Source organism: Streptomyces boluensis, from assembly GCF_009908195.1.
In the GTDB taxonomy this organism is placed as follows: Bacteria; Actinomycetota; Actinomycetes; order Streptomycetales; family Streptomycetaceae; genus Streptomyces; species Streptomyces boluensis.
On the sequence record NZ_JAAAHS010000141.1, the window covers coordinates 1 to 16,908 of the forward strand.

Consider the following 16,908-nt stretch of genomic DNA (forward strand, 5'->3'; position numbering starts at 1 on the left):
CCCCGGGGCCGCCCACCCCGGCCGTTTCAATTTTCCCGGGCGCCCGTCCCCCGACGCCTCTTCAACGGGAGCAGGAGCCGGGGATTCAGCCGCCGTCTCGTCGGTGCGCGTGGCGCGTGCGGCGGCTACGAGGCGGACGGTCGGCGCGAGCGCGGAGCTGCTCGACGACCTCCTTCGCCCGAGTCACCGCAACAGGCTTCGCCTCACGCTCCAGCTCCGCGGGCACGTTCAGCAGCTCGGAGAAGATCGCGGTGCCGTTCGCGCAGAGCCGCAGAGCAGCAGCGGCGGCCTCGCGCGCGGCGATTTCCGCCGCCTCGCCATCGAGAACTTCTGCCACGGGTGCGCCGTCGCCCACCACCGCGCCGCCACCTATCTCGCGCGCCACGAGAATGGCGAGGTGCGGCAGTTGGGGACTGCGTGCGTCGAGCCGCACACCGGTCTGCCGATCAAGGGGCTTGAGGCGTTGTGGCATTTCGGCACGTTGAGGACTCCGATTGGGACGGCGAGGAGGGCGGTGTCCCGGCCGATCTCCGCGTCCCGGTGATCGAGGTCCTGACCGCCCGCCGTCGTCAAGGCGGAGGTCGGTTCTACAGCCGGTCCGAGCAGTGGAAGAACACTCTGCCGACGGCGTCGAAGCGTACTTCTTCGACCGCAAGGCCCCGATGGACTGGCGGGCCGCCATCGACGCCGACCCCGATGCGCCGAGCACTGCCGCCGCCGTCCGGGCGTGGGCCGTCCAGGGGGTACGGCAGCCTCTCCGACTACCGCCACAAGGTAGGGCAGTTGACCGAAGGGCGAGACCGTCGACCCGCGCCACCTGCCGACGCTGGTATCCGCCATCGCGGGTTGGTACCGCGACCAGGAGAAGGAGGCCAGCGAGTGGGCCGCCCAGAACTCCCGGCCGCAGGGAGTCCCGGAGTCGTGCGCGTCGGCCAGCTCGGCAATCCGCGCCGACGGCGAGGTGCACCGCACCGAGCAGGCCGCCTCCGCGCCCCTTGCCCAGCCCACGTCTGCACCACCGCCCGAGCCGATCCCACGGTGGTAGACATGGGGCATGAAAGGAACTGTTGACCGAAAGCTCTCTCGGTCATTGCTGAACCTGCGCAGCGCCGCAGGGCAGACGTTCCTGTTGCAGATCGTGATCGTGGTGCTGCTGATCGCGGCCGCTGTGACGGCCCAGGTGGTCCAGGCGAGGAACGAGGCCGAGGGGGAGGCCCGGCAACGGTCGGTGTCTGTGGCGCAGACGTTCGCGAACGCCCCGGGCACGGTCGAGGCGCTGGGCAGCCGAGACCCGACGGCGGTGCTGCAGCCGCGCGCCGAGGCGGCCCGGAAGGCGGCGGACGTCGACTTCGTCGTCGTCACGGACACCGAGGGAATCCGCTACACGCAGCCCGATCGGAGCTTCATCGGGAAGAAGTTCATCGGCACCATCGAGCCGGCCCTCGAAGGCCGCATCGTGGTCGAGGACACCACCGGGCCGACGGCGAGGGGGTGGACCGACGCCGTCCAGGCCGTGGTCCCGGTGTTCGGCCCCGACGGTGCGGTCGTCGGCCTGGTCTCCGCCGGGGTCACGGTCCAGAGCTCCGGCAGCCTGGTCGAACAGCAGCTGCCGATCATCTTCGCCACCGGTGCGGCCGCCCTCGCGGTGGCCACCGGCGGAGCGGCGCTGATCAGCAGGCGCCTGCGCCGCCAGACCCACGGCCTGGGCCCGGCCGAGATGACGCGGATGTACGAGCACCACGACGCGGTGCTGCACTCGGTGCGCGAGGGCGTGCTGATCGTCGGCCGTGACGGGCGGCTGCTCCTCGCCAACGATGAGGCGCGGCGCCTGCTCGACCTGCCGCTCGACGCGGAGCGGATCCAGGTCACCGATCTCGGCCTCTCGCCCGAGCTCTCCCGGCGCCTCGCTCACGGGTCGAAGGTCACCGATGCGGTGCACCTGGTCGGTGACCGGCTGCTCGCCGTGAATGTGCGGCCCGTGGGCGGCGAGGAGGACGCCGCCGCGGGCAGCGTGGCCACCCTGCGGGACTCCACGGAACTCCAGGCACTGGCCGGCCGGGCACAAGTGGCCCGTGAACGGCTGCAGTTGCTGTACGACGCGGGCGTACGCATCGGGACGACACTCGATGTGGTGCGTACCGCCGAGGAGTTGGCCGAGGTGGCTGTCCCCAGGTTCGCGGACTTCGTGACCGTGGAACTGCTCGACGCGGTGCCGCGCGGGGAGGATCCGGCGGACGAGTCGAGCACCGAGATGCGGCGTGTGGCCCTGCGCGGAATCGGCGCCGATCCACCCCTGTTCCCGGTGGGCGAGCTCATCCGTTTCGTCCCCGGGAGCCCGATGGCGGCAGGCATGACGGAAAGCCGGGCGGTGCTCGCCGCCGACCTGGCAGCGAGCGACGGCTGGCGCGCCCAGCACGTCGAGCGGGCGCAGCGGGTGTTGGACTACGGCATCCGCTCTCTGATCTCCGTGCCGCTGCGGGCCCGCGGGGTCGTCCTCGGGCTGGTCAACTACTGGCGGTCCGAGAGCGAGGCGTTCGAGCCGGATGACGTGTCGTTCGCCGAGGAGATCTCCGCCCGCGCCGCCCTGTCCATCGACAACGCCCGCCGGTACGCCCGCGAGCACACGGTCGCCGTCACCCTGCAGCGCAGCCTGCTCCCGCGGGCCCTGCCCGAGCAGTCCGCGCTCGACGTCGCCCACCGGTACCTGCCGGCCAAGGCGGGCGTGGGCGGTGACTGGTTCGACGTGATCCCGATGCCCGGCGCCCGAGTCGCCCTCGTGGTGGGTGATGTGGTTGGACACGGGTTGCACGCGGCGGCCACCATGGGCCGACTGCGGACGGCGGTGCACAACTTCTCCGCGCTCGACCTCGCCCCCGACGAACTCCTGGGCCGGATGGACGAGTTGGTGTCCCGGATCGACGCCGACGAGGTGGACCCCGAGGGCACGGGAGAGGGCATGATCACCGGTGCCACCTGCCTGTACGCGATCTACGACTCGGTCACTGGGCGGTGCACCCTCGCCCGTGCCGGACACCCGCGACCGGCCGTGGTCCAGCCGGACGGCACCGCCGAGTTCCTGGACGTGCCCGGCTCACCGCCGCTCGGCCTCGGGGCGGGCCTGCCCGTCGAGACGGCCGAACTGCGGCTGGCCGAGGGCAGCCAACTCGCCCTGTACACCGACGGTCTCGTTGAGGACCGCCACCGCGACCTGGACGTCGGCCTGGAGTTGCTGCGCAGGACCCTGGCCGGGGCGGCCGACCGCTGTCCGGAGGAGGTCTGCCGGGTGGTCCTCGACGCGGTGTTGCCGGAACGGCCCGCCGACGATGTCGCCCTGCTCGTAGCCCGTACCCGGCTCCTCCCGTCCGGCCGGGTCGCGGACTGGGACGTACCCTCCGACCCGGCGGCCGTGCCGCAGATCCGGGCGGCCGTCACCCGCCTGCTGGCGGACTGGGACCTGGACGAGGCGGCCTTCGCCACCGAGCTGGTGGTCAGCGAGCTCGTCACCAACGCCATCCGCTACGGCGCGGAGCCGGTGCACCTCCGGCTGCTGCACGACCGCAACGCCCTGATCTGTGAGGTCGCCGACGGTTCCAGCACGTCTCCGCATCTGCGCCGGGCCACGTCGACGGACGAAGGCGGCCGCGGGCTGTTCCTGGTGGCCCGTTTCGCCGAGCGCTGGGGCACCAGGTACACGGGCCGCGGCAAGGTCATCTGGACCGAGCAGGTCCTGCACGCCGAGGCCGGCGAACCCGCGGGTGACGCCAAGGACATCCTCGGCCAGTGGGCTGATACGGAGCTCTGAACCGAGGCGCTTCTCCCCGCGGGTGCCCCTACCGGCGTGTGCCGTTGTGCCATGACCGGGGCGCGGGAGTCCGTTGCGGGGAGCTGTCGTCGGCGTCCCAGGCGGCGAGGTCGACGACCTTGTCGCTGTCGGAGAACAGGGCGTGTGTACGGCCGCCGGAGATGAACACGCTGGTGGGTTCGCTGTCGAGTACGGACGCGGCCACGAACGCGCCGACGATGCGCGGGAAGTCGCACACCGCCCCGATCCGGAACAAGGACTGTGAATCCGTGGTGACCTCGTCGCCACCGGCCCGCAGGATGATGCGCTGGTCGGGGGCGACGGCGCGGGCAGCGACCGCGACCGCCATGTTCTCCAGGCCGTCCGAGCCGACCGCCGCAACGCCTCGGGCCCGCCGGGCGGCGAGGCGTTCGAGCAGGAAACGGTCGCCGCCGCGGCCGAGGACGACGGGGATGTTCCGGGCGCGGGCCAGCGGGAGGCAGGCGGCCTGCGGGTTACGTTCGACGGCGACGACCCGCACGCCCAGGTCCTTGAGTTGGGCAGAGAGCCGCAGGCCCACCTGTCCGAGTCCGACGACGATGACATGGCCCCGGCGGGGTATGGAGCGGGCGCCGAGGATGGCGGTCAGGCGGTGCCCGGTGAAGCGGTCGACCACGCTCGCGGTGAACACGGCGGCGAGGACGAGGACGGCCAGCATGGTGGCGGCCGACACGAGCTTGTACCAGCCGGGGCCGTGGTCGGCGGCGTGCGAGGAGCCGATCGTGGTGAGCGTGCGGGCCGCGTTCCAGGTGGCGTCGGTCCAGTGTTCGTGGAGGACGACGACGCCGAGCGCGATGTCCACGGCGAAGGACGTCAGCAGTGCGGCCAGGCTCGCCACGAGGGCCTTCGCCGAAGTGCCCAGGGAGCGGAACCACGCCTTCACCGACGTGCGCGGGTACCGGTGCCCCTCGGCCGTCAGGTCCCGTACGGGCAGCTGCTCGACCACTCCCGGCCCCGGCCCGTGGCCGTGCCGGACGGCGGTGACCCGGTCGCCGTGGGGCCGCAGCATCGCGTACCGCGGAGCCAGGCAACCGGCTAGGAGGCTGGGCACGATGGCATCGGTCATGCTCAGGACGGTGCAGTTGGGCAGGGTCCTGGCGACCTCGTCGGCCACGGTGCGGTCGAAGAGCGTCACGACCAACCGGACGCCGGGTTCGAGGTGTTCGGCGAGCAGGGCGTAGCGCAGGGCGACGATGTCGTCGCGGGAGACGACCGCGATACCGTCCACGGGGTGTTCGAGTTGCCGCAACGTGCGTCTGAGGGTGGTGTCGTCGGGGCGGGGGAGGCGGTGCACCGTGCCGCCCCAGCGGGAGACGTACGCGGCCGCCGACGCTCCGAGGGCCTCGTCGTCCTCGATGATCACGATGCGTCGGCCCGCCATGGGGGCCTGGCGGTACGCGTCAACACCCTTGCCACGGGCGGTCTGGGAGCTCAACCTCGGGCCTTTCGAGCGGAGTCGGGAAACGGCGACCCGGCGCGCCTGATCGAGGCTGTGTGCGGGAGCTTCGGCGTACTGGAGCGAGCGGTCGACGGGCCGAAGTGGTCCCAGTTCTACCAGCGGTCCGCCGAGGGCCGATTCGTCCGCGTGTCTGAAACTTCGTCGCATCGCTTGTACAGGTGTCAGAGTGCGCCGCCGCCCCTCGTCCTGTCGACGCGACCTCTTGACCATCGACAAGAGCGCCATGCTCGGCGCGGTCATGGCCGCCACGGCACTCACGCTCGTCGCGATCCCGCTCTTCGGCCGCTGGTCCGACCGCTCCGAGCGCTTCCGCAAGGGGCTCTTCCTCGCCGGGGTCGCGGGCGTGATCGTGCTGCCGTTCCCGTGGTTCGCCCTTCTGGACACGGGCAGTTACGCCCTCATGCTGGTCGGGTTCGTACTCCTCTTCACGGCCTGGTCGGCGACGTACGCGGCGATGCCCACCTTCTTCGCCCGCGTCTTCCCGGTCGAGGTGCGCTACACCGGACTCTCGGCGGGCTACACCCTCGGCACTGTCCTGGGCGGCGGCTTCGCCCCGATGATCGCCACCTACCTCCTCGACCGCACCGGCGGCTGGTCGGCCATCGCGCTCTACCTGAGCCTCGCCGGAGTGATCTCCCTCGTCGCGCCTGCTTCCTGCGCGAGCGTGCGGACGAGCCGACCGCGGGCGAACTGGCCGACCCGGTCAAGGCGTTGAGCTGACCACCCTCGCCGCTGGGCCGAGGCCAGGTGCCCAGCGGCGAGGATCCCCCCGATTCATCCTGATCCCCCTGATTCCACCCGAGCCCTCGAGCCCGGTCAGTCGAACACCCGGCGGACCTGTCCCCACCCCGGTGCCGTGAGGTGCTAGTCGAGACCGGCTCTGTCGACGTGGCGGCGAGCGGTCTCTTCCGCGCGTACGAGTACGTCGCCGATGTCGACCCTGGTCGGGACGCCACCGGCCAGGAGCACCTCGCGGCTCACGGGCACGGTGTCCACGTCCTGCCCCGTGGCCTGCTGCATGAGGCGGTGCACCGGCATCCACCACGGCGTCAGATGCGGCTTGGCCGTGTCGATCAGGACGACGTCGGCGCGCTTGCCGACCTCGAGGGAGCCGATCTCGTGCGCCATACCCATCATGGTGGTGGCGTCAATGGTGATCATCTCCAGGAGCTTTCCGGCCGGAAAGAGATACCGGTCCTGGGTGCGCGCGACGTGTGCCTCACGCACCCTGCGAGCGGCGAGGTCGTGCCACGGCGCCGAAGTCCCCAGTGAGGGCCGTGGAGAACAACGCCTCGAACTCCGGGAACTCCTCGGGCCGAGCGGCCGCGAGATGGTCGCTCCCGTCGGCGGTCGGTGTGCCGACCCGCGGACTCGCAGCCCGAGTTCGGACGTTTCCGCGAGGACGGTGGTCTGCCCGCGAGACGGTTGAAGACAAGAAGTAACTCCCTTACAGGGCAGGTTGGTTGGGCTTGGCCGCCATGCGGGCGTCGGTGTCGAACAGCTCGCGCTCCGCCGGGTGCAGGATGTGCTGCGTGATGAAGGAGCGGCCGGCGACTTTCCACAGGCCCCGGCCCTTGGTCAGGGCGGACACTGCCTGGGTCTCGACGCCGGTCAGGCCGAGCAGCGATGCGGCGGCAGAGAGCTGGTCGGGTTCCTGGCGGTAGATGATGCGGGTGGAGCAGTCGGCCAGGAGGCCCTCGGCCAGCGCCCGGCCGCGCGAGCCGGCGTCACCCGCGCTGAGCAGGTCGCTGAGGCGGTGGATGACCATGAGGTTCGCGATGCCGAGACCCCGTGAGAGCTTCCACTGGCTCTGCATCCGTTCCAGCAAGCCGACATGGCGCATCAGCCGCCACGCCTCGTCGTAGATCACCCAGCGTCGCCCGCCGTCAGGGTCGGCGAGGGCGGATTCCATCCACGCGCTCGCGCAGGTCATCGCGAGGACCAGCGCGGTGTCGTCGCCGGAGCCGCCGAGGCGGGAGAGGTCGATGGACAGCATCGGCGTGGTCGGGTCGAAGGCCACGGTCGAGGGGGCGTCGAACATGCCGCTGAGGTCGCCGTGCAGGGACACAGGTCGCTGGTCCGGGGAAGCGTCGGAGTCAGATCGATTCGCGACAGCTGCGCGTCATCCATTCGAAGATCTCGGTTGGCGCGAACCGGAGGTGCTGGCCGATTCGGAAGCTCGGGATCCCCTCCCGGACGTGGTTGTCGTAGACCCAGGAAGTCGGCTTTCCGAGGAAGGCGGCCAGGGTAGAAACATCCCAGAGCGGCTCGTTCATAGTTCCTCATTCGGGTGAGATTGCCGTGGGCGAGACGCAATGTACGGACGGATAGCGGCAGCACCAAAGGCTCCATGCGGAGCACATGTAGCCGTCGCCACTGTCTTCCTCGAACGCCTAGGCCTGTTATTCCTTGCTCTCAGCACGGATCCAGCACGACGGCCCCCACCGGACCGGAACGGACCCCAACGGAAGCCAGCACCAAGCCAGCACGGCCCGGCTTGGGCTCACTCCAGGTCGAGTGAGCCCATGCCGTTGACCTGCATGTTTGTCAGCCGGGCTGACTCCTGCTAACGGAAGCGTCGCGCAGATCACTCACAACTGCCAGTGCTGGCCGGTGAGGTTTCGGCAGGGCCTGAGCACCAGGTCGACATGGGTCGCCGGAGGGCCGTTCGTATCCAGGCACAGACCGCTCTGCGGGTTCACGAACTGGTTCTCGTCGGCGTCGTGGCGCCACTGCTGGCCGCTGTAGTCACCGCACGGTTTGAGCACGGCCGCGACGTCGGTGGCCGGGGCCCCGTCCGTGTCGAGACACAGGTCGCTGGGGGTGTTCATGAAGCGCTGACTCGTCTCGTCGTAACGCCACCGCTGTCCGCTGTAGTTCCCACACGGGCGGAGCTCCACGTGCAGTCCGGGGCGTTGCGGGCCGTCGGTGTCGACACACAGTCCGCTGTGGGTGTTCTTGATCGGGCCCGTAGACGCGGAGGACGCGGAAGACGTGGACGGTGACGGCGGCGGTGTCTGTGAGGGGGGCACGGACGGAGTGGTGGGCGGCGGCGCCGACGTCGTCGGTGATGACGAAGAGACCGTGCTCGTCGGCGGATTCGGAGACGGAGTCGTACCGGACGCCCCGGAAGCACCCCGATCGGGCAGCACCGCCCAGAGAACGATCCCGGCCGTCGACAGGAGCGCCACCGCCAGCGCCGCCACCGCGAGAGCGGTCCGCCCGGTCCGTCGCCGCCCCGGAACAGCAGCGGACGGCGCGGCCGGTGCAGGCATCTGCCACGTGGTGGCAACCACCGTGCCGACAGCCTCGATGTCGACGGTTGTGCCGGGCTCCTGAGCGTCGGCCAGCTCGGAGATCAACTGCTCGGGGGCGGGTCGCCGCTCCGGCGTCCTGGACAAGGCCGACGCCAGCACCGCCGTGAGCCGCGCGGGAACCCCGTCGAGGTCGGGATCTTCGTGCAGGACCCGGTGGAGCACCGCCGCGGCCGGACCGGTCCCGAACGGCGGCCGCCCGGTCGTGGCGTAGGCAACGGTCAACGCCCACGCGAACACGTCGGCCGGAGGCCCGGCCTGCCCACGCACCTGTTCCGGGGCCATGTAGCCGACGGTCCCGATCGCGGAGCCGGTACGGGTCAGTGCCGTCGCGTCCGCGGCCTGCGCGATGCCGAAATCGATGACCTTCGGGCCCTGGTCCGACAGCAGTACGTTGCCGGGCTTGAGGTCGCGATGCACGACACCGGCACGGTGGATCGCCGCGAGGGCCTCGGCGAGCCCGAGCGCGAAGCTGTACGCCATGTCCCCGCGCAGCGGCCCGTGTTCGCCTACGTGCTCCGCGAGCGTCGGCCCCTGTACGTACTCCATGACGACGAACGGGCTGCTCGCCTCGACCTCGACGGCCAACACCCGTGCCGTACAGCTGCCTTGAACACGCAGCAACGCCGCGGCCTCACGCCGGAACCGCGCCCGGAACTCGGCGTCCGAGGCGAGCTCGTCGCGCAACCGTTTGAGAGCGACCAGCCGGCCCGCGGAATCCTGGGCCAGGTAGACGACACCCATGCCGCCTTCACCCAGCCGACCGACAAGTTCCCACTCGCCGATCCGCCTCGGGTCCCCAGCACGCAGCCCACTCAGACTCACTTGACCCCTCCCGCCCCCGTTGGTGTGCAGCATGCAGTACACCAACTCGGCTGCGCACAAGGACCGTTGACGCCGAAATCAACTTGTAGCCGGACATGCTCACCGAGCCCTGACCGTGACCGCTCGACACAAGTCGGTGACTAGGGTCGTGTTCATGACGAGGACCACGCCGCCACGCCCGCTCGAGGTCGAGGCGATCTTCCCCGAGCTGGCCGCCTACCGCGGAACCACCACCCGGCTGCACCCGCGGCCAGGCAGCCCAGACATTTCGTCCAGTTCCGTGGGCGGGCCCCTGCTGTGGCCGAGCGACGAACCGTGGCCGGTGTGCACTGCACCGCACGCGCGGGGCACCGGCTGGCGCCCCGTCGACATCCACCGGGAGCGCCAGGTCCTTGCAGCGGCCTGGGACCGAGACCCGGAATCAGGCCCGACGGAACAGGAGCGAGCGCTCCTGGCTGAGCTGGCGCAGAAGCACCGCGTCGCCGGGTTGGCGGACACCGACCCGTTGCCGATGATCGGCGTCGCCCAGCTCTACCGGCGGGACCTCCCCGACCTGCCGGCGGGCCCGGACGGCGCCGATCTGCTCCAGGTGTTCTGGTGCCCCTTCGACCGGCACGGAAGAACCGGATACGGCATGTCGCTCGACCTCCGCTGGCGCCGTTCCTCAGAGGTCACCGAGACTCTCCGTGAACCGCCCCGACCGGCCGTCGTGGGCTTCAAGGGGTACGTGCCGGAGCCCTGCGTGCTGCACCCGGAGCAGGTGACCACGTACCCGTTCGCCGGCCTGCTTCCCGACGCTCTGTGTGCTCGGATCGATGCCTGGGAGGAAACCCTCGAGGAAGAGGCTGCGGCTGCGTCGGACGACGCACCCGGACCACCCGCCTACCAGTACGACCTGTCGATTCCGCCCGGCTGGCGCGTCGGAGGCTTCGCGTCGTGGCACTTGACCGATCCCTCGCCCATGGACTGCCGTGCCTGCGGCGTACCGATGGAACTGTTGCTGACGATCGACAGCGGTGAGTGGGACGGCGGCAGCGGCAGTTGGAAACCGCTTGAGGACCGGGGCCTGCCCGCGCACCGATTCGCCTCGCCGACTGAGGTCACCGTGGGCCGCTGGGGCGAGTTGAACGTCTTCTCCTGCCCCGTTACTCCCTCGCATCCGCACCAATGGAGCATCCAGTAGTGCTGTCACTTCTCGTGAACATCGAGCACAGCACGATGCGCGGACTGAGAAAGCCGTGCCCCGCGCTCCCAACGGCCCACCACGGACAGTGACTTTCCGAAGTGTGCGATCCACCGCCCCGTCCTACGTTGGATCCGCAAGCGTTTCCCGACGACTTTCCGGACCCGTTTCCGGACAAGGAGGAGCCATGGCCGACAAGGGCGGCATGGACAAGGCAAAGGGCAAGGCCAAGGAAGTGGCCGGCAAGGTCACCGGCGACCGTAAGCAGGAATTCGAGGGCAAGGCCGATCAGGCCCGCGGCGACGTGAAGAAGATCCGCGCAGAGGCCGAGGAGCGGGCGCGCGAGGCCCGCGGCTCCATGCCGAAGGGTCCGCAGAAGCCCATGTGACCTGAGTGCCGGAGAGCCCTGGCGCGCCACACCCGCAGAGGGGCGGGCGCGCCGGGCTCTCGGTCGTTCCGGGGGCGGGCCCTCGGCCGTTCCTGGCCCAGACCGCGTCGCCGACGAACACCGCCGCGCCTGGGTCGACTTCGGCCAGATCGAGTCCACGTTGCACGGGTTCGGGGGCAGGCTTCCCGGCGGCCACGTCGTCCGCGCCGATCGCCCGCTTCAGGGCTCCAGTTCACTGTCGCCCGCCGAGGTGACGAGGATGGTGCGCCAACCCCGGTCCGCGAGCGCGTACAGCAGGTCACCCGCGCCGCCAGTCCGTTGCCGAACACCGCAACGCCGACGGCGAGTTGCTCGACCCCGTACGGCAGCCGTCGAACTCCTCAACATCATCAGGCTCACGGTCGCGATCACCTGGTACGTCGTCTTCGGCGCCCACGCCCGGCACCGGCGCCCCCAGCTTCGGGAACGCCTGGCGGCCGAAGGGGAGGACTACGCACGAGCCTTCGCCCACGAGGTGCGTCGCTTCTATCCCTTCGCACCCTTCGTGGCAGGCCTTGCCACAGACGACCTTCGACCCCGAACGTTTCGTGGGCCTATTGGCAGAGACAGCCGGACGGGGACGGCCGGCCACGACGCGGGAGTCGTCAAGACTGTTCTGTGAGGAAGGCCAGCACAGCGTCCAGGAACTCCGCCTGCCCCTCGACATTCGCCATGTGCACCGTGGGCAGGACGGTGAACCCCGCGCCGGGGACGGTCGCGGCGAGTTCCTTCCCGTGTTCGGCGGACGTGACGGTGTCGTGCTCGCCCGCGATGACCAGTGTCGGGTTGTGGATGAGCGTGGCCGTGCGGCGCAGGTCGTAGTCGCGCACCGCGGCCCAGCTCCCGGCCACGCCCTCGCGCCGCGTGGCCAGCAGTGTGCGGCGGAAGCCCTCCACCACCTCGTCGTCGCCGCGCAGCATGTGGGCCGGGAACCAGTTGTGCAGGAACATCTCCGCGGTGGCCCGCATGTCGGGAGCCGCCAACAGGTCGGCGATCGGTCGATCCCACTGATTCGCCGGACCGAGGTACGCGGCGGTGTTGGAGAGCACCAGGCGCTCGACGCGCTCCGGCACGTGGATCCCCAACCACTGCGCGACGACTCCGCCCAGAGACAGCCCCAGCACGTGCACCCGCTGCAGGCCCAGGGCATCCAGCAGCTCCACCACATCGCGCCCCAGCCGGTCCAGGGAGTACGGCCCGCTCGGGACATCGGAGGCGCCGTGGCCGCGGGCGTCGTAGCGCAGCAGCCGGAAGTGCTCGGTCAGAGCCGCCACTTGGCCATCCCACATGTGGAGGTCCGTACCGATGGAGTTCGAGAGCAGCAACACCGGCTTGTTCTCGTCACCGTCGAAGCGGTAGGCGATACGGACGCCATCGCCCGTGGTGATGGCAGTACGGGTCTGAGAAGTCATGTCAGCTCCAGTGATCCAGTGATCCAGTGATCCAGCGATCCAGTGATGCGGTGGCTATGCGCTCAGCCTACGAACGCCACCTGCAGAGATCTATTACAAAGATCGAACGAGCTCTGTAGGGTGCTCGGACAATGTCGAACTTCACGCTCCACGAATTGCAGTGCTTCAACGCCGTGGTGCTCGACGGCGGCTTCCAGGCCGCCGCCGAGCGCCTGCACCGCTCGCACCCCTCCGTGTTCGCGGCAGTCGCCAAGCTGGAACGCCAGCTGGGCCTGGACCTGCTGGATCGCTCGGGCTACCGGGTTCAGCTCACCGAGGCGGGGCGCGCCTTCCACCGCAAGGTGCGCCTACTGCTGCACGAGGCCGAGGAACTGCAGACCTACGCCGCCCAGTTGGCGATGGGAGAAGAGGCCGAACTGCGCGTGGTGCTTGGGGACTTGTGCCCACTTCCACCGGTGCTGGAAATGCTCAGCCGCTTCTTCGCGCAGCGCCCGCAGACCCGGCTGCACCTGCAGTTCGAGACGGTCACCGGCCCCTGGGAGCGGCTCCTTAAGGACGAAGCCGACCTCATCGTGCACCGCGTCCCCAAAAGCGACGTGCGGATGGAGTGGATCGATCTCGGCCGCGTCGCGCTGGTGCCCGTCGTGGCGCCCGGCTTCCTGCCCTTCCTCCCGGACACCGACATCACACCGCAGCGGATGCAGGCCTTCACCCAATGCGTGGTCCGGGATTCGGCCCGGAATCCGTCCGAACAAGGCCACTTCCTGGTCGAAGGCGCGCCCCGGAGCTCCGTTCCGGACCACCTCATGAAGAAGGAGCTGATCCTGCACGGCATGGCGTGGGGACACGTGCCGCGGTTCATGATCAAGGCCGAGCTGCGGGACGGAAGCCTGCTTTCCATCGCCGGACGGCACTTTCCCGGCGTGGTCGAAGAACTCTCGGCAGCCCGCCGCCGCGACCGGCCGCACGGCCCGGTCGCTGACCAGTTGTGGGACTTCCTGGCCCGCCACGCACCGGTCCTACGGCCGACGCTCGGCCGTGTACCCAAGGCGAAGAAACCACCGGAACCCCACAGGTGACATTGCCACGATCGCCATGGAGTGTGCCGAGGACGCGGGGGAGAAGCGGAACACCGAACTCGGTTGCCGTGCCATCGGCAGGCGGGGCAGCCAGCGCCGACAAGCCCAAGCTCGGCGGCCGGCGGGACGCGCTCAATAACGGGACGTGCTCAATAAGCGGACGCGCTCAATATTCGGGATGGCCCACACGACTGATCTTCCGCTCCGTACGAGAGACCGCGTTCGGCCGACGGGAACGGTGAGGCCATGAGCGAATCAGGCAAAGCACTCCTCGAAGGCGGCCCGCAGGATCTGCCCGAGCGGATCGTCCCGGTCGACACCCCCGGAGAGGATCTGAAGGTCGAATTCCGCAACGGCTACGAGCACTTCCGGGCCACCCAGCGCCAGGCGGACACAGCGCAGGGGAAACTCCCCGTGTACGAGTGGTGGGAGCGCACGGAGATGGCCTCGTAGGCGCAGGTCAGCCGTCGTCCGTGGCAGGGCGCTGGACATCGAGCCGCTCCTGCGCCCGCCGCGCGACGTCCTCCGCGCTCACCTCGCCCGAGGCACTCGATGCTTCCGGGTACGCGCGGACCTCGCCGCTGCCCAGCGCGACCGTGGCCCGCGGGCGCATGGGTTCGTCGCCCCGCCGCGAGAGGAGCACGAGCTCCTCGACCGTGGTCGTCATGGAGCCGAGCAGGGCAGTGCACTCGGCGACCAGGCGCCGCGGGTCGCGGGCCCGGCCCAGTGACAGGTGCGGGGTGAACCCGCCGTGTCGCCCACGGCACTTGGGAAAGGCCTCGACCAACGAGCCGTACAGCTCCTGCCACGGCGCCCGCCCCGCAGCCGCCGGATCGAGCCACACCGTCGAGTACGCCCGGTGCCGGAAGGCCCGCACCCCCGACAGCCGCGCCGTGAACCCCCGCGTCCGCGCCGCCGCCGCGGCGACCCATGGGAGCGCCTGCTCGAAGTCCGACTCCGGTACGAAGCCGAAGAGGACGTTGACGTGTGGAGGCCAGCGGCGGATCTGCGGGTCGTGCTCCTGCCGAATGCCCTGGATCGTGGGCCACAGCCCGAGCGGCGGGATCCACGCGAGCGCGCTGCGCGCAGTCGGCGCCACGTCGAACACCCCGACCGGGCCGAGCCGGCCGCCACCCGTGTCCTTCTCCACACGGCCATCGTCCCTCGTACGACCGCGACTGTCCGCCGGGGCACGGCCGTACGGGAGGGCGCCAGTAAGCGTCCACGTCGACAACCTGTCCGGCCCAGGTCCTGAACTGCTCGTCGTACGGCTTCTGTTCGGCCCGGAGGGTGTGCATGTCCTCTGGGGGCCGCAGACGGACGGTCTTGTGCGGGCACACGAGGAACGCCTGGTGGCTGTCCGTCCGGGCGGCCACGGAGAGGTCCCCTTCGTTTCGCCGACGGGGCCTGACCGCCGGCCGCTACTCGCGCCGGGTGAACGCCTCCCGTTCCGCGCGGAGGGCGGAGGATCGCGCCGGACCCTCTATGCGTCACCGGCGGCGCTGTCCGCGTTTGCGGGGGCCGTCAGTACCGCCAGTGCCGTGGCGTAGAGGTCCGCGGTTCGCTCGTGGGCCTCGTCCTCGCCGAAGCCCGATTCCATATAGCGCTGTTCCACCTGCGCGAGGACGGCCACGACGTGCAGGCTCATCACCTCGAGCCGCCATCGCGGCAGCCCCGGCAGCGCGCCGAGCAACAGGTCGTCCAGGATCGCGATGCCCTCGGGGTACGCCTCGCCGGTCTGGAGTCCGGACGGCAGTCCTGAGTGGGAGAGGCGCTGGAGGAAACGCAAGTACCAGCTGCGGCCGCGGTGTTCGTGGACGTGCTCGGCGAGCGGGCGGACGTAGGCGTCGATCAGGGCGGGCGGGGCGCTCGCGCGGCCCGACTCCCGCAGGGCCGTGACCAGCTCCATGCGGCGGGCGTTGAGCGGGGTCCGCCGGTGGTCGAGCAGGGCGGTGATGAGCCCTTCCCTGGTGCCGAAGTGGTACTGGACCGCCGAGTTGTTGCGCTGGCCCGCGGCCGCACCGATCTCGCGCAGGGGTACGTCGAACCCCCGCTCCGAAAACAGGCGTTCCGCGGACAGAAGGATCTCAGTCCTGGTCGACACCTTCACCTCTTCCTGGAGGGCGGCTAGCATCCCCCCGAGTTAAGACAACCTGTCTTAATGGGTTGTTCGCGTGCTCGCACCGTTCCGCGTGCCCGCATGGCCTCACAGGGCCGGCGACTCCGCCGACACCTCCCGAGACCGCGCGGAAACGCCACGGATCACCACGTCTGTGAGGACCGCATGTGTAGCTGCTCCGCTTTCCGCCGCCCACTCGGGCCCCCCGGCCGAGGCCGGAACATTATCCCCAGGCCGCCCCGGTGCCACCGGGAGGTGCTCCGGGCATGAGCCCTGCCACCAGCGGCATGGCCGTCCTTGCCGTCGTCGGACTGATCATGCTGGGCCTCGGCCTCAGCCTGACCCCCGCCGACTTCCGCCGGGCCGCTCAGCACCCCCGCACCCTCTCCGCCGCGCTCCTCTGCCAGCTGCTCGTGCTGCCCCTCGTCTGCTTCGGTCTGGTCAGTGCGCTCGGCGTGCCACCCGTCGCGGCGGTCGGGGTGATGCTGATCTCGGCCTGCCCGGGTGGGCCTGTCGCCGGGATCTACTCCCACCTGGCCGGCGGCGATGTCGCGCTCAACATCACGCTCGCCGCCGTCAATTCACTCCTCGCCGTCGTCACACTGCCCGTCATCACCAACCTGTCGGTGCAGCACTTCCTCGGCACCGAGGCCGGGCTAGGCCTGCGGCCCGGCGAGGTGCTCCAGGTCTTCGCCGTCGTCCTCGTACCCGTAGCGCTCGGCATGGCCGTACGAGCGCGGCGGCCCGTTCTCGCGCGACGAGCGGAGCGGCCGGTCAACGTCGGCTCCGGCATCGCCCTCGGCATCATCGTCGTCCTCAGCCTGACGGCGAACTTCGCCCTCCTCCTCGACAACTTCCTGACGGTCGGCATCGCCGACGCCCTCTTCGCACTGGCCAGCCTCACCCTCGGCTACTGGGTTCCCCGCCTGGTCAAGGCCGAGCGGAGGCACGCCGTCGCGGCCTCGATGGAGATCGGCTTCCACAACGCGGCCCTCGCCATCGCCGTCGCCACCGGACTGCTGCACAGCGCCGAGATGGCCATCGCCCCGTCCGTCTACGGCATCGTCATCCTGCTCGCCGCCACCGCCTTCACCGCCCTGCTCCGTCGCAGGGACCCGTCTCGTACGCCCGCCGCCTCACCCCAGGAGTCCCACCCGTGAACGGCCCGCAGCAGCTCACCCCCGCCGACGAGGCGGCTCGCCTGACCGCACCCGGCCCCGCCTGGCAGCCGCCCGCCCGACCCCGTCCG

The 16,908-nt window shown here is 70.3% G+C and carries 15 protein-coding genes and 2 pseudogenes; 7 read left to right on the top strand and 10 right to left on the bottom strand.

Annotated elements, in window-relative coordinates; all coding sequences use genetic code 11:
• Window positions 1-85 precede the first annotated feature (85 nt).
• Entirely contained in the window at window positions 86-472 is a 387-nt protein-coding gene (locus GUY60_RS18775) for a hypothetical protein (protein WP_161699311.1), read from the bottom strand.
• A gap of 582 nt (window positions 473-1,054) precedes the next feature.
• On the opposite strand from GUY60_RS18775, the gene GUY60_RS18780 reads away from it, so the two are divergent.
• Entirely contained in the window at window positions 1,055-3,802 is a 2,748-nt protein-coding gene (locus tag GUY60_RS18780) for a SpoIIE family protein phosphatase (RefSeq protein WP_161699313.1), read from the top strand.
• A 28-nt stretch (window positions 3,803-3,830) separates the two neighbouring features.
• Here the strand turns inward: GUY60_RS18780 and GUY60_RS18785 are convergent, their stop codons facing one another.
• A complete protein-coding gene (locus GUY60_RS18785; RefSeq protein ID WP_246235236.1) occupies window positions 3,831-5,276 on the bottom strand; it encodes an NAD-binding protein in 1,446 nt (481 codons plus the stop codon).
• A gap of 226 nt (window positions 5,277-5,502) precedes the next feature.
• On the opposite strand from GUY60_RS18785, the gene GUY60_RS18790 reads away from it, so the two are divergent.
• Complete coding sequence (locus tag GUY60_RS18790) at window positions 5,503-6,015, top strand: MFS transporter (protein WP_161699315.1); 513 nt, start codon at window positions 5,503-5,505, stop codon at window positions 6,013-6,015.
• A gap of 149 nt (window positions 6,016-6,164) precedes the next feature.
• On the opposite strand, the gene GUY60_RS18795 is transcribed toward GUY60_RS18790, so the two are convergent.
• The 4 genes and pseudogenes from GUY60_RS18795 to GUY60_RS18810 form a co-directional block, all read right to left on the bottom strand.
• Window positions 6,165-6,527, bottom strand: coding sequence for an amidohydrolase family protein (locus tag GUY60_RS18795; RefSeq protein WP_161699317.1), 363 nt, complete (start codon window positions 6,525-6,527; stop codon window positions 6,165-6,167).
• Window positions 6,528-6,747: 220 nt separating this feature from the next.
• Window positions 6,748-7,362 (bottom strand): annotated as a pseudogene (locus GUY60_RS18800) (ATP-binding protein); the annotation flags it as partial.
• A gap of 34 nt (window positions 7,363-7,396) precedes the next feature.
• Window positions 7,397-7,576 carry a helix-turn-helix domain-containing protein gene (locus GUY60_RS18805; RefSeq protein WP_161699319.1) on the bottom strand — a complete coding sequence of 60 codons (180 nt, stop codon included), beginning with the start codon at window positions 7,574-7,576 and terminating at the stop codon, window positions 7,397-7,399.
• 315 nt (window positions 7,577-7,891) lie between these two features.
• Window positions 7,892-9,472 carry a serine/threonine protein kinase gene (locus tag GUY60_RS18810; protein WP_281368513.1) on the bottom strand — a complete coding sequence of 527 codons (1,581 nt, stop codon included), beginning with the start codon at window positions 9,470-9,472 and terminating at the stop codon, window positions 7,892-7,894.
• A gap of 121 nt (window positions 9,473-9,593) precedes the next feature.
• On the opposite strand from GUY60_RS18810, the gene GUY60_RS18815 reads away from it, so the two are divergent.
• Both GUY60_RS18815 and GUY60_RS18820 read left to right on the top strand, forming a co-directional pair.
• On the top strand, window positions 9,594-10,622 hold the full coding sequence (locus GUY60_RS18815; protein ID WP_161699323.1) for a hypothetical protein: 1,029 nt from the start codon (window positions 9,594-9,596) through the stop codon (window positions 10,620-10,622).
• Window positions 10,623-10,809: 187 nt separating this feature from the next.
• On the top strand, window positions 10,810-11,010 hold the full coding sequence (locus GUY60_RS18820) for a CsbD family protein (RefSeq protein ID WP_161699325.1): 201 nt from the start codon (window positions 10,810-10,812) through the stop codon (window positions 11,008-11,010).
• 97 nt (window positions 11,011-11,107) lie between these two features.
• Here GUY60_RS18820 and GUY60_RS39065 read toward each other — a convergent pair.
• Window positions 11,108-11,316: pseudogene (locus GUY60_RS39065) on the bottom strand (HAD family hydrolase); the annotation flags it as partial.
• 338 nt (window positions 11,317-11,654) lie between these two features.
• Window positions 11,655-12,461: a 3-oxoadipate enol-lactonase gene (gene pcaD, locus GUY60_RS18825; protein ID WP_161699327.1), complete on the bottom strand. Its 807-nt coding sequence runs from the start codon at window positions 12,459-12,461 to the stop codon at window positions 11,655-11,657.
• A 131-nt stretch (window positions 12,462-12,592) separates the two neighbouring features.
• On the opposite strand from pcaD, the gene GUY60_RS18830 reads away from it, so the two are divergent.
• Both GUY60_RS18830 and GUY60_RS18835 read left to right on the top strand, forming a co-directional pair.
• A complete protein-coding gene (locus tag GUY60_RS18830; RefSeq protein WP_161699329.1) occupies window positions 12,593-13,540 on the top strand; it encodes a LysR family transcriptional regulator in 948 nt (315 codons plus the stop codon).
• 246 nt (window positions 13,541-13,786) lie between these two features.
• Entirely contained in the window at window positions 13,787-13,993 is a 207-nt protein-coding gene (locus GUY60_RS18835) for a DUF5988 family protein (RefSeq protein WP_161699331.1), read from the top strand.
• Between the two features lie 7 nt (window positions 13,994-14,000).
• Here the strand turns inward: GUY60_RS18835 and GUY60_RS18840 are convergent, their stop codons facing one another.
• Both GUY60_RS18840 and GUY60_RS18845 read right to left on the bottom strand, forming a co-directional pair.
• Window positions 14,001-14,690, bottom strand: coding sequence for a 2'-5' RNA ligase family protein (locus GUY60_RS18840; protein ID WP_161699332.1), 690 nt, complete (start codon window positions 14,688-14,690; stop codon window positions 14,001-14,003).
• Between the two features lie 333 nt (window positions 14,691-15,023).
• Window positions 15,024-15,644 (bottom strand): TetR/AcrR family transcriptional regulator, encoded by a 621-nt coding sequence (locus tag GUY60_RS18845; RefSeq protein WP_161699334.1) that lies wholly within the window; start codon window positions 15,642-15,644, stop codon window positions 15,024-15,026.
• Window positions 15,645-15,901: 257 nt separating this feature from the next.
• Here GUY60_RS18845 and GUY60_RS18850 point away from each other — a divergent pair, with 257 nt between their 5' ends.
• Complete coding sequence (locus GUY60_RS18850) at window positions 15,902-16,819, top strand: bile acid:sodium symporter family protein (RefSeq protein ID WP_376771267.1); 918 nt, start codon at window positions 15,902-15,904, stop codon at window positions 16,817-16,819.
• Window positions 16,820-16,908 lie beyond the last annotated feature (89 nt).

Bases quoted from the DNA above. Each gene is read 5' to 3' on its own strand.
- GUY60_RS18775 (WP_161699311.1), bottom strand. From the start codon at position 472: ATGCCACAACGCCTCAAGCCCCTTGATCGGCAGACCGGTGTGCGGCTC.
- GUY60_RS18780 (WP_161699313.1), top strand. From the start codon at position 1,055: ATGAAAGGAACTGTTGACCGAAAGCTCTCTCGGTCATTGCTGAACCTG.
- GUY60_RS18805 (WP_161699319.1), bottom strand. From the start codon at position 7,576: ATGAACGAGCCGCTCTGGGATGTTTCTACCCTGGCCGCCTTCCTCGGA.
- GUY60_RS18810 (WP_281368513.1), bottom strand. From the start codon at position 9,472: ATGCTGCACACCAACGGGGGCGGGAGGGGTCAAGTGAGTCTGAGTGGG.
- GUY60_RS18815 (WP_161699323.1), top strand. From the start codon at position 9,594: ATGACGAGGACCACGCCGCCACGCCCGCTCGAGGTCGAGGCGATCTTC.
- GUY60_RS18820 (WP_161699325.1), top strand. From the start codon at position 10,810: ATGGCCGACAAGGGCGGCATGGACAAGGCAAAGGGCAAGGCCAAGGAA.
- pcaD (WP_161699327.1), bottom strand. From the start codon at position 12,461: ATGACTTCTCAGACCCGTACTGCCATCACCACGGGCGATGGCGTCCGT.
- GUY60_RS18830 (WP_161699329.1), top strand. From the start codon at position 12,593: ATGTCGAACTTCACGCTCCACGAATTGCAGTGCTTCAACGCCGTGGTG.
- GUY60_RS18835 (WP_161699331.1), top strand. From the start codon at position 13,787: ATGAGCGAATCAGGCAAAGCACTCCTCGAAGGCGGCCCGCAGGATCTG.